This is a genomic window from Enterobacter cloacae, assembly GCF_011078175.1.
GTDB lineage: Bacteria > Pseudomonadota > Gammaproteobacteria > Enterobacterales > Enterobacteriaceae > Enterobacter > Enterobacter cloacae_Q.
Genome location: NZ_JAALCJ010000001.1, coordinates 670,997 through 683,290 on the forward strand (window position 1 = coordinate 670,997; position 12,294 = coordinate 683,290).

At 53.7% G+C, this 12,294-nt stretch carries 15 protein-coding genes; all 15 read right to left on the minus strand.

Features of this window, described 5'->3' with window-relative positions; all coding sequences use genetic code 11:
• Nucleotides 1-8: 8 nt before the first annotated feature.
• The 15 genes from G6Q29_RS03245 to G6Q29_RS03315 all read right to left on the minus strand — a co-directional run bounded on the left by G6Q29_RS03245 (nt 9) and on the right by G6Q29_RS03315 (nt 12,292).
• The gene (locus G6Q29_RS03245; protein ID WP_165464495.1) at nt 9-2,063 is read right to left on the minus strand and encodes a hypothetical protein; all 2,055 of its coding nucleotides are present in this window, start codon (nt 2,061-2,063) and stop codon (nt 9-11) included.
• 57 nt (nt 2,064-2,120) lie between these two features.
• Nucleotides 2,121-4,598, minus strand: a complete 2,478-nt coding sequence (locus G6Q29_RS03250) for a host specificity factor TipJ family phage tail protein (RefSeq protein WP_165464496.1) — start codon at nt 4,596-4,598, stop codon at nt 2,121-2,123.
• A complete protein-coding gene (locus G6Q29_RS03255; RefSeq protein WP_165464642.1) occupies nt 4,585-4,950 on the minus strand; it encodes an NlpC/P60 family protein in 366 nt (121 codons plus the stop codon). The genes G6Q29_RS03250 and G6Q29_RS03255 overlap by 14 nt, the downstream gene beginning before the upstream one ends.
• A 13-nt stretch (nt 4,951-4,963) precedes the next feature.
• Complete coding sequence (locus G6Q29_RS03260) at nt 4,964-5,434, minus strand: hypothetical protein (RefSeq protein WP_165464497.1); 471 nt, start codon at nt 5,432-5,434, stop codon at nt 4,964-4,966.
• Nucleotides 5,434-5,931 carry a hypothetical protein gene (locus G6Q29_RS03265; protein WP_165464498.1) on the minus strand — a complete coding sequence of 166 codons (498 nt, stop codon included), beginning with the start codon at nt 5,929-5,931 and terminating at the stop codon, nt 5,434-5,436. The genes G6Q29_RS03260 and G6Q29_RS03265 overlap by 1 nt, the downstream gene beginning before the upstream one ends.
• A complete protein-coding gene (locus tag G6Q29_RS03270; protein WP_165464499.1) occupies nt 5,931-8,264 on the minus strand; it encodes a tape measure protein in 2,334 nt (777 codons plus the stop codon). Before G6Q29_RS03270 ends, G6Q29_RS03265 begins: the two co-directional genes overlap by 1 nt.
• A gap of 57 nt (nt 8,265-8,321) precedes the next feature.
• Nucleotides 8,322-8,672, minus strand: a complete 351-nt coding sequence (locus G6Q29_RS03275; protein ID WP_242637195.1) for a hypothetical protein — start codon at nt 8,670-8,672, stop codon at nt 8,322-8,324.
• A gap of 97 nt (nt 8,673-8,769) precedes the next feature.
• The gene (locus tag G6Q29_RS03280) at nt 8,770-9,513 is read right to left on the minus strand and encodes a DUF6246 family protein (RefSeq protein WP_165464500.1); all 744 of its coding nucleotides are present in this window, start codon (nt 9,511-9,513) and stop codon (nt 8,770-8,772) included.
• Nucleotides 9,514-9,563: 50 nt separating this feature from the next.
• Nucleotides 9,564-10,319 (minus strand): Ig-like domain-containing protein, encoded by a 756-nt coding sequence (locus G6Q29_RS03285; RefSeq protein WP_165464501.1) that lies wholly within the window; start codon nt 10,317-10,319, stop codon nt 9,564-9,566.
• Nucleotides 10,320-10,377: 58 nt separating this feature from the next.
• A complete protein-coding gene (locus G6Q29_RS03290; protein WP_115875616.1) occupies nt 10,378-10,761 on the minus strand; it encodes a phage tail termination protein in 384 nt (127 codons plus the stop codon).
• Nucleotides 10,758-11,126: an HK97 gp10 family phage protein gene (locus G6Q29_RS03295; RefSeq protein WP_165464502.1), complete on the minus strand. Its 369-nt coding sequence runs from the start codon at nt 11,124-11,126 to the stop codon at nt 10,758-10,760. The genes G6Q29_RS03290 and G6Q29_RS03295 overlap by 4 nt, the downstream gene beginning before the upstream one ends.
• Nucleotides 11,127-11,128: 2 nt before the next feature.
• Nucleotides 11,129-11,485, minus strand: coding sequence for a hypothetical protein (locus tag G6Q29_RS03300; RefSeq protein ID WP_032668718.1), 357 nt, complete (start codon nt 11,483-11,485; stop codon nt 11,129-11,131).
• Nucleotides 11,485-11,658 carry a 50S ribosomal protein L13 gene (locus G6Q29_RS03305; protein WP_165464503.1) on the minus strand — a complete coding sequence of 58 codons (174 nt, stop codon included), beginning with the start codon at nt 11,656-11,658 and terminating at the stop codon, nt 11,485-11,487. Before G6Q29_RS03305 ends, G6Q29_RS03300 begins: the two co-directional genes overlap by 1 nt.
• Entirely contained in the window at nt 11,658-12,038 is a 381-nt protein-coding gene (locus G6Q29_RS03310; RefSeq protein ID WP_165464504.1) for a DUF7370 family protein, read from the minus strand. Before G6Q29_RS03310 ends, G6Q29_RS03305 begins: the two co-directional genes overlap by 1 nt.
• A gap of 2 nt (nt 12,039-12,040) precedes the next feature.
• The gene (locus tag G6Q29_RS03315) at nt 12,041-12,292 is read right to left on the minus strand and encodes a hypothetical protein (protein WP_165464505.1); all 252 of its coding nucleotides are present in this window, start codon (nt 12,290-12,292) and stop codon (nt 12,041-12,043) included.
• Nucleotides 12,293-12,294: the final 2 nt, after the last annotated feature.

Below are 12,294 nucleotides of genomic sequence, written 5' to 3' on the forward strand. Positions count from 1 at the left end.
GGCCTGTTTCACCACAACAATTTCACGGCTTTCCAGTCTGTATCTAAAATGTGACTATTGCCTGTTGTTAGTCTCAGCCATCCATAGAGCACCTGCCCTGAGGTAACCGTATTAGAGTTTGCTTTAACGATAACTCCCTGAGGATAATAGCCAGAACCTGGCATAGCGTTTGAGCTGCTGAGAGTATTACATATTGTACTTTCAATGACGTTCGCCACCTGACCAAGTACTGCCTCTCCCCAGTTGTTCCATCCGCCAAGATTACTGTTACATAGAATACACCGGGTTAATACAAGATTGCTTACGTTACGAATTGCATACACTACGTTGGTCTGCCTTGGGCAGTCAATGCTGTAACGATTATATGCAGGTATGTACGCTGATGTTTTTCCATTAGGAATACCTATTATCCAGGCGAATCCGGTGCCTGTGCCCAGACAATCATAAGCTGAAACTTTGAATACACATGATTGAATGTCGTAATGTCCTGCAACTGAATCCTTCCACTGCGTCCCGATTGTCTCAATTTCACATCCAACTACTTGCCCGTTAAAGCCGTAAATAGCACCAGAGTTGCAATTATGGTGTCGAACTTTAATCTTGCTATCCATACATGTATCAACTTCAGCAGCTACACCTCCATCTTTATTTTGGATATTAATTTCGCAATTTTTAAAACGTGTAAGATACGGCTTGCAGTTAGTGCTAAGGATTGCCTTGACTTTAACATTATTGACATTATATGACTTACCAAATATGCATATTCCAAATGCGCTATTATCTGCAACTACATTAATGTTACCATTTTCAACAATCTGATAGTCGGAATTCGGTTCCAAATCAATTCCACCAGGCTGCTGAACACCGCCAACTACACCACCAACATTTTTAATGGATACATCAATATTGAAGTTTTTACAGCTGATAACTGAGATTGCGTTTCGCCCATCGATCGCAGTGTTAGAAATAGTACCGCTGATTCGGATGCCATCTGTGATGGTGCTATTAGCCAGCCAGTCAGACTGTGATATATAAAAACCATCACCTTTAATTTCTTTTATGTCAACGGTAAAGTCATGACCACCACCACCTGCTATGCCGACACAATAAATGTGCTCCTCATCTGGCTGAACAGTTCTCTGCCCATCGAATCTGAGATGCCCTGTAACATCGAAAACATCTCTCAATAAGATGCCCATGTAAGCTGGCATTCCGGCATTGTTTTCTGAAGTAGAAGCTCGTTGCTTTAACTTCAATATACCCTCGCACTGGAAGCGAGTATTGTTATAGGCGCTGTTATTGAGCATTACCCCGGCGACGATGAATTCGCCTTCAGGAATGACAACCAGTTTCCCTTTTTTGGCATCAACCAGCCGCTGCAAAGCAACGCTGCTGTCTGTTCCTGGTACCCCGCCAGCATCAAGTAGCGTAACGCGAGAAGATAGGCGCTTCCAGCGCTTGCCGCCAGCAGTAACAAACACATCAACACCATTATCGGCGCTGGTCGCGTCTGTGTTGTCGTACCACAAAATCCCGCCACCATACCCAGTGCCGGCAGTGTACTCGACCAGACTGATCATCTGTTTATTGACGGTAGGTTCTACCAGGCGCAGAGCAGTTACCGTCGCGCAGCGGCCTATCAGTTTGAATCCATCAGCAGCAGCCAGGTCTTTCCTCAGCACATCAGCAACATCTACAGGTTGCCATTTGCCAGGTCCGGTTCCGCCAGAAGATGAAGGGGTTGACCCGGAAGGAACAGTTTTCGGTAGGGTAGCAAGGTCATCCCAACGGTACCAAATTAAAGAAACGGTATCCTGTAGCAGATCTCCAGCTGCGGACACGGTTCCACCGCCCTGGAATGTACCTTTCAGGTTCCAGCCAAGATTGTAGATCTGCTGAAGCACAAGCTGCTTCAGTCCTTCAATCGTATAGTGCTGAATCCCGAAGCGGTCGATGTACCACTGTGAAAATGACGTAACGAACTCGTCAATTTTCCCCGCATTAAACTTCAGATCGCGCGGTGATTCGCTTGGAACAGGCAGGTTTGTTGGTGTCGTAACCATATTGATTCCATAAAAAAACCCGGCACGGTGGCCGGGTTCGGTTGGTCGGAGACGGTCTTATTGGTAGATGGCGTCGCTGTACTCCGCGACCGTCAGTGAAACCGTATTATCTGTGTTCGGTTTGATGCTGTTGACCGTCCATAGCTGACTGTCCAGTTCCTCCACTGTCGCAATGAGATAGCGCGACGGGAGCTGCACAGTGTCTCCGTTCCAGATATTGAGCTGAATGTCGGGTATAGCCGCGGTGAAACCATACTTCGTGTCGCTCCGGGCCGTGGCCGGATAGCGCTGCGTCGGACTACCCATGCTGTCGGTCACCAGCACGTACATTGAACCGGTAAACGCGATCGGCTCGCTGGTATCGAAGTTATTCCCGGCGCGGCCTGTGATATAACCCTGTTGCTGGTTGCTGTCGTAGATGTCAGGCATCTGAATGACGCTTCCAACCTGGATAATGCCGTCCTCAAACACTTTGGCGTTCATCTTCACGCGCGAGTAGATCAGGCGTTTGGTTTCGCGTAATGCGCGCTCCCGGGCCTGATACTCGTTACGGAAGCCGACTATCTCCAGCTTGTTCGGGTTTTCCGCTTCCTGTTCGACGATGGCTCCGTTCAGTACGCGGTAATTGATGTAAGTCTTGTTGTTCGTGGTTGGATGCACGTAGGACACCTGCACGCCGTCATAACCGCCAGGAAGAGTGGCCTCGTACGTCATTTTGTACTCGTCCGTCTTCATGTTCGCACGGTTGAATACCGCCGCCGGGTAATCCACTTTCTGATCCCTGGTGAACGTCAGCACGCCGTCATCCCAGTAAGCCACCACTGAAGCCGCATTGCATATCGCTTGCACGCGGTCACCGAGAGAGTCATTCTCATCGTCAAATGTGTAGTCGAAGTAACCCAGACGCTCGTCAAGCAGGCTTTCGGCAATCGAATACAGCCCGTACAGGTCAATGCTGCTTACCGGCTGCTCGCCCATAATGAGCCAGGTATGCGCCACCGCATCAGCGAACGAGCGCGACGGACGCAGCGTGTAATCCACCGCCTGCGTGTCCAGGTCGTATGTGATGGTATGGCGCGTCACCAGCGCGTTATATTTCCGCTCACGGCTGCCCAGCGCGTTCTCCGTCGCCCTCACCTTCACCCGCACCAGCGTGTCCGTCGGGTGAACGACGTTTGTCCTGATGTTGATGCTGTGGATCTCTTCGACCTTGAGCAGTGACGCGTCACCGGAGTTATCCGTGCGCTGGAAGCTGACCGCGTATTTCCCGAACCCGCCGGTCGGAGTGATCTTGTCAGTGCGATAAAACACCTCGCTCGTCGACTGGTGCGGCGTCGTCTGCCGGTACGTAAACGTCTGCTGCGTTCCCGGCACCTGGTTGTAGTCGTCGTCGATTTTCCAGATGACAACCTTCCAGTTGGTCTCTTTCTTCCCGCCGAGGCTGGACTGGGTATGCAGCCACAGCTGCGTTGACTCGACCGGGGAGAAGAACGGCCCCACTACCAGCGCCTCGTTATCGTTCAGGATAAACTTCGTAGTGTTGATCGTGGCGTTAGCCGGAATGTCCTGCGGCCCCTCCAGCTGGTTCATCGTAAACGTGTACCAGCGCACCGGGTTAACAACCGCGCCGTCGTTTGTTTCAACGGCGGAGATCAGCGTGCCGGAGAATGTCGCATCGGTAGTCACGTTGCCGGAGGCCGTGCTATACGTCACATTGATGGTGAAGGTTACAGCATGCGGCAGAACCAGGCCCATGAAATAGTCGAACTCGGCTTGTTTCACGATTTTCATCGCTATCTGGCCGCCGGAATACGTTCCGCTGACCACCGTGTTTGCCGTTGCTGTTTCGATCGGGAAGTCGCTGGCTTCGTTCTGCCCGGGAACCTCCTGGCCGTCAACGTCATCGAACCCGTATCCCTCGACGATCTGCGGGATTACTTCGCCAGGCTGGAAAAACTGGAACTCGGCACCAGCCAGAGAGCCCAAGCTGGATTCTGAGTAGCGCACGGACTCGTAATCGTATTTGCCGATCCCGATACACATCCATTCAGTGACGTACTTCAGGCCGCCGTCTGTGGAAGTCTGGTGAACGTATTCAAATACCGATTCCTGAATCAGATCCGGGAACGAACGGATTTGGCCGTAGATATCCGGCTTGGCTTTGTAGACGCGCGCGGTGTTTGTCTGACCGGTCAGGCTATTGTTGGGCGAATCTACGGTATTACCGCCGTTGTTTGCTATAGCGGGCTTCGGCGCCAGGAACGAAAACACCTGGCCCACCACTTTAAATATCGGGCTCAGGATGTCGCCGACAATGCCCTTTGGCTGGTCGAAAATCCGGATATGGTCCAGTTCGCTCAGCTCAAACGCCAGCTCATCGTCATCGCACAGCTTCACTCCATTGCGGACGATCAGCAGGTCGTGGTGGAAAGTAGCGTCATTGGACGCCAGCCAGTCATAAAAAAGGGTGCCGTTTGGCACCCTGCAACGCAACTTAGGCGTTCCTGGAAAATTCGATATCTCAACCAGCGCCATATTCGAAAAACTCCACCTTTGTAAATGCCCTCTGAATGACCAGTAACGAGTCCATGCGCACGCTTCCATTCTCGCCGCGAGAGTGCAGCGCCTGCCTGTTAAGCACCAGCCCAACGTGTGCCGGTTGCGCACCGCGATACCCGACGAATATCCCGCCCTCGACTGGCTTATCGAACCGGCGCCAGAAAACGACGTCTCCCTGATAGCAGGTAAAGAAATCTGCCCCGGCTTCGTAGTCCGGAGTCTGGTGCAGTTCAATGCCGAGAACATGCCGGTAATACAGCACTACCAGCCCCCAGCAATCCACCTTTTCGAACGAACAGGCCCGGTTAGCCCACGACACGCCGATCATCCTGCTGATAAAATCAGAGGTACTGAAGTCCCGTGTATTCGACTGGATCATAAAGGCGACCAATGTTGTTGTTCAGAGGGTTGGTGACGGAGAGAGTGACCGATGCGGAATCAGCGTCGATATCCACCGTCTTGACGTAAAGCTGCCACGACTTAATCGGCACCGACACATCCCCGCTGTCGAAGATCTGCCGCGTGGCCGTGATGGCAGTCAGCCTGGCCGCACCCTTCCACTGTTTCATCAGCGCTTTGATATCCGACGACAGCCGCCCTAACTTCACCGTCGCGTCGATCACCGGCGTACCGCTCTGCTGACTCTCTTCGATTTCAAAGCGCGCTGGCGTGAACGTTTGGCCACCAAGCGTCTTCGGGAAGAACTGCTTGTCGACAAGACGAACGTAACCAAAGGATGGGTGGTAGAACGTAATGGTGTCGTACAGTCCGCGCGTGGGGCGCTGCTGCTTGTACTCCCTGAAGCTCGGCATTACGGCACCCTCGGCAGTGATTCTGGGTCTCTGTTGTCCGGATAACCCGTTACAACGATATCCAGCCGCGAATCCCAAGGCGGCGGCAGCTCAACAATGATGTCGTCGAACTCGTCGTCGGCATTGTAGAGGTGGTTCGCAATAACCGTCCCCGTCCAGGTTACCACCCCACCGTCGATACTGGTTTGGACTGGCATCTGCGTAAAGTGAAGCTCCTGCAATTGCAGGCCACTGCCGCCCAGATTGATATTCATCCGGAACCAGTTCAGGCCCCGGTTGAGATAGTTCGGGCTGCGTAGCCACTGCTGGAAAGCGCGCTCCTGCGCAAGAGTGAAGATCCACGTCAGTGACCAGGTCACTTTCAGGTCATCAGTTTGATTCTCAAAGATAGCCGGCCCGACCGCTGGCTGATCGGTCTGGAACCCGGTATCGAGCGTCATGTTTTTGCTGGCCTTCTGCGCCAGCGGAAGCCAGTCGGGATAGTCGATAATTGGCATCAGCCCTGCCCTCTTGGCGTGCGTTTAACGTTCATGTTGCTGGTTATGGCGTTACTGATTGGCCCGCCGTTGTTCAGGTCGGCGACAATTACATCCACCGTCACTCCACCATTAGCATCCGTACCTGCCTGCGCATCGACCGAGGATGACGTGTAGTTCTGGATGTTGATTACCACTCCTCCACCTCCGCCGGCATTCATCTCCTTATTGCTGATTACCTTGCCGTTGTCGCCCGGTATCATGTACTGCTTACCGGTGCTGGCCTGGTAAATCTCCGGCATGCCGCCTTCGCCGACCTGATACATCCCGCCAGCAGAGACAGGCCCGCCATTCTTACGCTTACCAGCAACCCCCATAGCCAGCGCACCGAGAACAGCACCAATTCCTATGGCAGCTGCTCCACCGAGTGTACTGATAGACGCCAGCATTGCCGCAGGCGTCCAGGCCGCCGTTTGTGTCGCAGCTGCCGCGGTACTTGCTGCCGTAGTGGTAGCAATTCCTGCGGTTTGAGCTGCTGTCGAAACTGCCACAGCTGATGTCGTAGCGGTCTGACCCATAATCGCCGACTTAACCCACTCGAGGCCCATCTGCACGAAAGAGTTAACCACACTGTTCAGGACGGTCATGCCGATGCTGCGCATTGCATCGCTGGCCGACATACTTCCGGTGACAATGCCTGTCAGCGCATTGCTGGCCACCGAACCAAGAGAGTCGAAAGCCGCAGCCGCTGCCTGAGTGGCCGCGTTCTGTTGCGCCCACTCTTCCCACATCGCAGCGTTACGCTGATCACGATACTGCTGCTCGATAGCGGCGCGCGCTGCCTCAGCCTCCCCGATCTTCTGCGGATAAAGCTGCGCGTAAAGCTGGATGTCAGCAATGTCTTTCTGATACTGGCTATCCAGCCCGGCAGTTTTGCTGGTTTTACCCTGGATGGTACTGAACTTATTGGCTGCCTCTGTGCGCTCCCGTTCAGCCTTAGCCTGCTCACGCAATGCGTTGGCATTGTCCCAAGCTTTACCTGCCAGTTGGCCGGCCAGCAGAAGTTGCTCCTGCGTGGCTGTGTTGCCGAGAGACTGCTGCGCATTAAGCACGGCCTGAGCTCTGGACAGTTCACCGACACTGCCAGCTGAGAGCTCGGCCTTCTGCCTCAGCTCGTCCAGTTTTTGGTTAACAGTTTCCTGCGCTTTAGCGTACTGAACCGCCTCTTTCTGTGCGACTGACGGTCCACCCTTCGACTTGCTCCCGGTGGTCGTTGCCGTGGTCTTTATCTCGATCGGCTTGGTGTTGACGGCGGTCTGTGACGCTTTACTTACAGCTGCTAAATCGCCAACCAGCATAGCGGCTTTATTACTCAGTCCCGCCAGCGCTTTGTTTTGCGCCTCCCAGCCATCAAGCCCAAGCCATGACCAGGTGCGGGCCCGGCGGGTAAACATTTCTGCTGTGCTGTTCAGATCTGAAATTTGCGAATCCGCTGAGATTGCCTTCCCCACCAGTCTGTCCAGTGCCGCCGTCATCGAGTCGATAACCGCAACCAGGCCATTGCTGGCTCCTGTTGCCTGGTTAACTGAATCGATCATCGACAGGAATGAGTTTGTCAGCGCGGTATTAGCCTGTGAAAGCGTGCGCGGGAGTTTCTCGAACTCTGCATTCACTGAGCCGGTTTGCTTCTGAATGGCGTTGAGAGCATCTTCTGCCGTCAGCTTCCCGTCCAGCATCAGCTGGCGAAGTTCTCCGATACTTACGCCCATCCCGGCGGCAATCTGCCGCGCCAGTTCAGGCATTTGCTCAAGGATGGAGTTGAACTCCTCCGCCCGAACCGTACCGGATGAAATTGACTGGCCGAACTGACGAAGAGCATTCGCCATTTCTTCTGTCGAGGATCCGCCAATACGACCTATTTTCTGTAGTGTTTCTGTGAGCTGGATGATCTGACCGTTCGTCGCGCCGGTATCGCGCAACGCCGTGCTGAGAGTCTCCCACAGCTTCGCTGTATCCTGTAGCGAACCACCCGTTGCCGAACTGATGCGCATCAGACTTTGCATAGTCTGCGATGCTGTCGCTGCGCTGCCAGTGAGCCTTTCTATACGCGCGTTGAGCTGGCTCATGTTGTCAGCAGCAACGAGAAACGCCTTACCCCAGTCAACTACGAGTGAGGCGGCAATTGCCCCGGCGACGCGGTTGATGTTCGTCTGCAACTCATCCATCTTTTTGGCTGCATTGGTCGCCGAGTTGCCGATGGAGTCGAGCGACTTATTGGCCTTTCCCTGGGCCTTGAGCAAGCCAGATACATCGGCCTCGATGTCGTAATAAATCTCGCCTGCTTTCTCAGACATCAGTTTTCTCCGGGCATAAAAAAACCCACCGATTGGTGGGTTAGTTATTCGTGTCGTTTATTGGCATCGTTCTGTGTAGGCCAGTGGTGGAGGCGTATCTTTCGAGCTGAGGAAGTGATCACCAAGGGTATAGTCGACACCTTTTGAGAACATCCCCTTCGATTTCATTTTCAGCTCAACGAAGAATGGATGAAACCCTGCATAGGCACCGAAACCGTTCTTTCCGTTGATTTCCCCGCAAACAACTGCGTTAACACGGCCATCATCGGCATCTGTCATCTTCACAACTTTCACGTTGCGGAATTGCGCGCTGCCAGGATCCAGTAGATTGGCGGACACTTCAGATTGTGCCAGCGAAATAGCCTTTTCCTCGCCCGGCTTGCAGCCAGCAAGAACCAGTGGAATCACCAAAGCCAACAGTATTTTTTTTCACTCTTATCCCCTGAGTTTTATTGTCGAGCCATATTACGCCCGGTCAGGCGATTACGGTACATCCATTATTAACTCAGGCCGCTTTCTTTGCTGATTTTTCGCGCTCAATCATTTCCTGCCAGCGGCGATCGTCATCGTCCATAACAGCGTCGTACTCTTCCCTGGTGAAGCCTTTCTGGTCAGGGTATTTGGCGTTAAGCATCATGGCGAATTCGGTCATTGTAAGGTTTTCAGCCTCTTCCCTGCTGATCCCGAAATGGTTTCGCGCCGCCATGATGTATTCAGTCGCATGAAACTCCGGCGTCGTTTCCTTGCTTTCGTGCTTCTGCAACTTACGAACCTTGGCTCGTCCGATAACGCCATGCATGATCAGCGACTGAGCTATCAGAATCAGGTTCTCAGGCGGGAGGGCGCCACGGCGCCATACAAACGTACGCCTTCCAGTACGTGAAGGCTCATGCCAGCCTGTCAGCTCAGAAACTTCCTCTTCACAGCAGGACTGAATGACGTTAATAGCCGAGAGTAATGCATCACGCACAAACGCGGCAGAGCCTGCTGCATCAAGTGCCCAGCGTGGCAGCGAAACGTCACCGAAATAGTGGGCGTAAAATCTGCGCTGATGCTCTGGTATCGCGCCGTGAATTTCGCGCGCCGCTTCAAGCATCTTTGCTACATCGTCATTGAACAGCGCATAGAAAGTGCGGACGATATGTTCTGGTTCGCCGATCCGAGTCATGTTACGGAACGATGGGCGGAAGAAGTATTCACGGCCGCCAGCACCAATCAGGCACTCGCCAATCTCTTTCAAAGGGGTCATATTGCTCTCCGTAACCAGTATCAAGGGCAGCACGCCGCCCTTTGTAGTGATTACGGTGCGGCTGTCACGGTAACAGCGCAGGTATCGGTAAAGTCACCATCTGCGGTTGTGGCCGTAATGGTCGCGGTTCCGGCGGCGACGGCCGTTACCAGACCGGTTGAACTGACGGTTGCGATAGATGCCGCAGAAGTCGTCCAGGTGATCGCCTTGTTAGTCGCATTGGTTGGCTGAACTGCACCGCTCAGCTGCTGGGTTGCTCCAACGACCAGAGATGCAGTTGCAGGGGTAACTTCAACGCCAGTGGCCGCGATGGAATCAGCAACTTCAAACACGACAGTGTCGGCGTCGTAGACCTTCCACTCGCCGGAGAAGGTGGAGATATCGTTGGTACCGAAGTCACCAGACCATGAGGTGGTGTTCATGTAGCCCTGGATATAAGTGCCAGCGTTCTCACCAGCGAAGTCGAAACGCACCCACAGGTTAGGCTGACGGCCTGCCTGTACTTCGTCAAAGATGTACTTCGACAGACGCCACGCGCCGATCTCGTTATCTTTATCAGACTTGCGAAACTCCCCTTCGCCGGAGATCGTCAGATCCATGTTGTTGACCAGGTTCTCCACCAGCCCTTTAGCATCATCTGCCTCGGAGTTGATGGTGTTCATCGAATAGTCGATGCCCTTGGTCGTCATAGCGCCGAGACGCTTCCACTCGGAAAGCGCTGGCACTGCGTCGGGGCAGCCAAAGGCCATGCGTAGCACAGCTACTTTCCCGATCAGCTTGCCAAAATCATTAGCACAGCCTTGCATGTGTACCTCTCAAATAAAAAAGGCCGCCGGATGGCAGCCTGATGGGTTGATGATTGGGTTATTCGCCGTAGACGCACATGAACTGGAGTCGGAAGACCAGGCGGCCCTCTTCGGTCGTGATGGGCGATGGAAAACCTCCTCGGTTCTGAATTAACCCAAGGCACTCATCGCTAACATCATTTTGGGTGGCGTATTCGATTAACTCCTTGGCTTTTTCCGCTGCTGCACGACGCTTATCCTTTGCTGAAATAACGTCTACCAGCACATAGAAATCCGAGCCAATATCGTTAAGAATGTCCGTGCCACCGTTAGGTCGGAATACGATAAATGCATCGGTTAACTTCTTTGTATCATCCCAAGCCAACATCTGAACGATGAAGCCAGTAGTAAGCCCAGCATCAACAAAGAAATTGCGCACGCGCTCATACATTTCTGGCGTCATACTGAAAGCTCCTTGCGCATTACGGCATCAATCTGGCTGCGGGTGTCTTCAAAGCCTTTAGTGAGGAACTCTTTCTGTGCAGTGGCGCGGCGGAAGGTTTGCGGCACATTCGGATCGTGAACGAAAACAGCGTAGTTCGCCGTGTACCCCACCCGCCCTGTCAGCCTAACGCCGTTGTTTATCAACTCACGATGCTGGCTATTTAGCAGCGTTGAGGTGTCGATAGGCGTATAAAGCGCAGCCTGGGAGCTGCCGATTATCATCGCTGACTGTAACGCCCGGACAACTTTGCGCCCTTTCACGTCGTTGATAATGCGGTTGAGCCCGGCTTTCGACTGCTTAACGCCGCGCACTTTGATGCCCATGGCTACACTCCCGTAATTATCGCCCAGTCATCTTCCAGGCCGTCGAGAGTATCGTTCCAGCGCGTCACGTGACGGACCTCATCAGCGCCTGCCACGACCGGATCAGGTTCAGCACTAACACCAATCAGGATGTAATCGCCCTCATCAGCTAACGCATACGCAGTAAAGAAGGTGTTCTTAACGACAACCTCTTTTCCTATTGAGCCGAGCTTTGCAGACAGGCCGCCGATGTAGTCGCACATGATGGTTTCAGGCGGTTCGTATGGGTCGACAGGATCGCCCCACTCATCATTGCCACCTGCACCCTTGCGCCATATCGTGCATGGCTTGTTGTAGGACCATGAAGCTGTAGACGACATCAGCCCTCCTTCCAGCGCAGCACTTTCGCGCCGGTCGCCCGGATGCGCGGGCAGTTGATATGCCACTCACCGTCCGATTTGACGTAGCCGGTAGTTTCCCGTCCGGTGTCAGTCATCACCCAGACGCGGGTGAGAGGCTTCGGCTTGCCTTCCGTCACTGATTTGTACGTCATCAGCAGCCCCCAACCACAAGGAACAGGCCCACGCTGTTACCGGCGCTGATAGGCAGTTCACCAGTGCAACCGCTGGTATCAAGCCGGGCCAGCGAGTCGCGCAGCCAGGTAATGCTGTCGTCGCCATATTCAAACGAGCGGGACGCGCCAGACGGTGCCCCCTGCGATTTGATACGGCGAGCGCCGGACGACGTAGCCATAAGCGCTGCGGCATACATCAGGATCAGCTTCGCGGTGCACTCGTCATACCCGGCTCCATCGAGGCACGGGACAATCTTGTTCACCACGCAGAGGATCGGCGTAAGCAAGGCATCAGGTATGGCGTACCCCAACTCAGCGAGGAAGCCTTTAATTTCTTCTGGCGTAAGCGGGGTTTCCATGGTTATTTCGCCTTTTTCGATTTAGCGGTGGTTCCTGCCTGCTCTGCCTGCTCTGCCTGCTCTGAAGGTTTATCGTCGGCACCTGGCGTGGCAACTTCAAGCTCCTGCTCTTCAACTTCGCTCACCACCGATACACGACCAGCGAAAGCCGGTGGAACTTCAATCGCAACAAACTCATGACCTACTGGCAGTTGCTGGAATACGCCGTTAATTGTTCCCCAGCAGCCAGTCTTCTCAACCTTTAACTTTTTCATGC

What these genes read in the sequence shown, in the direction of transcription:
- G6Q29_RS03260 (WP_165464497.1), bottom strand. Translation starts at nt 5,434, where the DNA reads ATGCCGAGCTTCAGGGAGTACAAGCAGCAGCGCCCCACGCGCGGACTG.
- G6Q29_RS03265 (WP_165464498.1), bottom strand. Translation starts at nt 5,931, where the DNA reads ATGCCAATTATCGACTATCCCGACTGGCTTCCGCTGGCGCAGAAGGCC.
- G6Q29_RS03270 (WP_165464499.1), bottom strand. Translation starts at nt 8,264, where the DNA reads ATGTCTGAGAAAGCAGGCGAGATTTATTACGACATCGAGGCCGATGTA.
- G6Q29_RS03255 (WP_165464642.1), bottom strand. Translation starts at nt 4,950, where the DNA reads ATGATCGGCGTGTCGTGGGCTAACCGGGCCTGTTCGTTCGAAAAGGTG.
- G6Q29_RS03245 (WP_165464495.1), bottom strand. Translation starts at nt 2,063, where the DNA reads ATGGTTACGACACCAACAAACCTGCCTGTTCCAAGCGAATCACCGCGC.
- G6Q29_RS03295 (WP_165464502.1), bottom strand. Translation starts at nt 11,126, where the DNA reads ATGGGCATCAAAGTGCGCGGCGTTAAGCAGTCGAAAGCCGGGCTCAAC.
- G6Q29_RS03315 (WP_165464505.1), bottom strand. Translation starts at nt 12,292, where the DNA reads ATGAAAAAGTTAAAGGTTGAGAAGACTGGCTGCTGGGGAACAATTAAC.
- G6Q29_RS03285 (WP_165464501.1), bottom strand. Translation starts at nt 10,319, where the DNA reads ATGCAAGGCTGTGCTAATGATTTTGGCAAGCTGATCGGGAAAGTAGCT.
- G6Q29_RS03290 (WP_115875616.1), bottom strand. Translation starts at nt 10,761, where the DNA reads ATGACGCCAGAAATGTATGAGCGCGTGCGCAATTTCTTTGTTGATGCT.
- G6Q29_RS03310 (WP_165464504.1), bottom strand. Translation starts at nt 12,038, where the DNA reads ATGGAAACCCCGCTTACGCCAGAAGAAATTAAAGGCTTCCTCGCTGAG.
- G6Q29_RS03305 (WP_165464503.1), bottom strand. Translation starts at nt 11,658, where the DNA reads ATGACGTACAAATCAGTGACGGAAGGCAAGCCGAAGCCTCTCACCCGC.
- G6Q29_RS03300 (WP_032668718.1), bottom strand. Translation starts at nt 11,485, where the DNA reads ATGTCGTCTACAGCTTCATGGTCCTACAACAAGCCATGCACGATATGG.
- G6Q29_RS03250 (WP_165464496.1), bottom strand. Translation starts at nt 4,598, where the DNA reads ATGGCGCTGGTTGAGATATCGAATTTTCCAGGAACGCCTAAGTTGCGT.
- G6Q29_RS03280 (WP_165464500.1), bottom strand. Translation starts at nt 9,513, where the DNA reads ATGACCCCTTTGAAAGAGATTGGCGAGTGCCTGATTGGTGCTGGCGGC.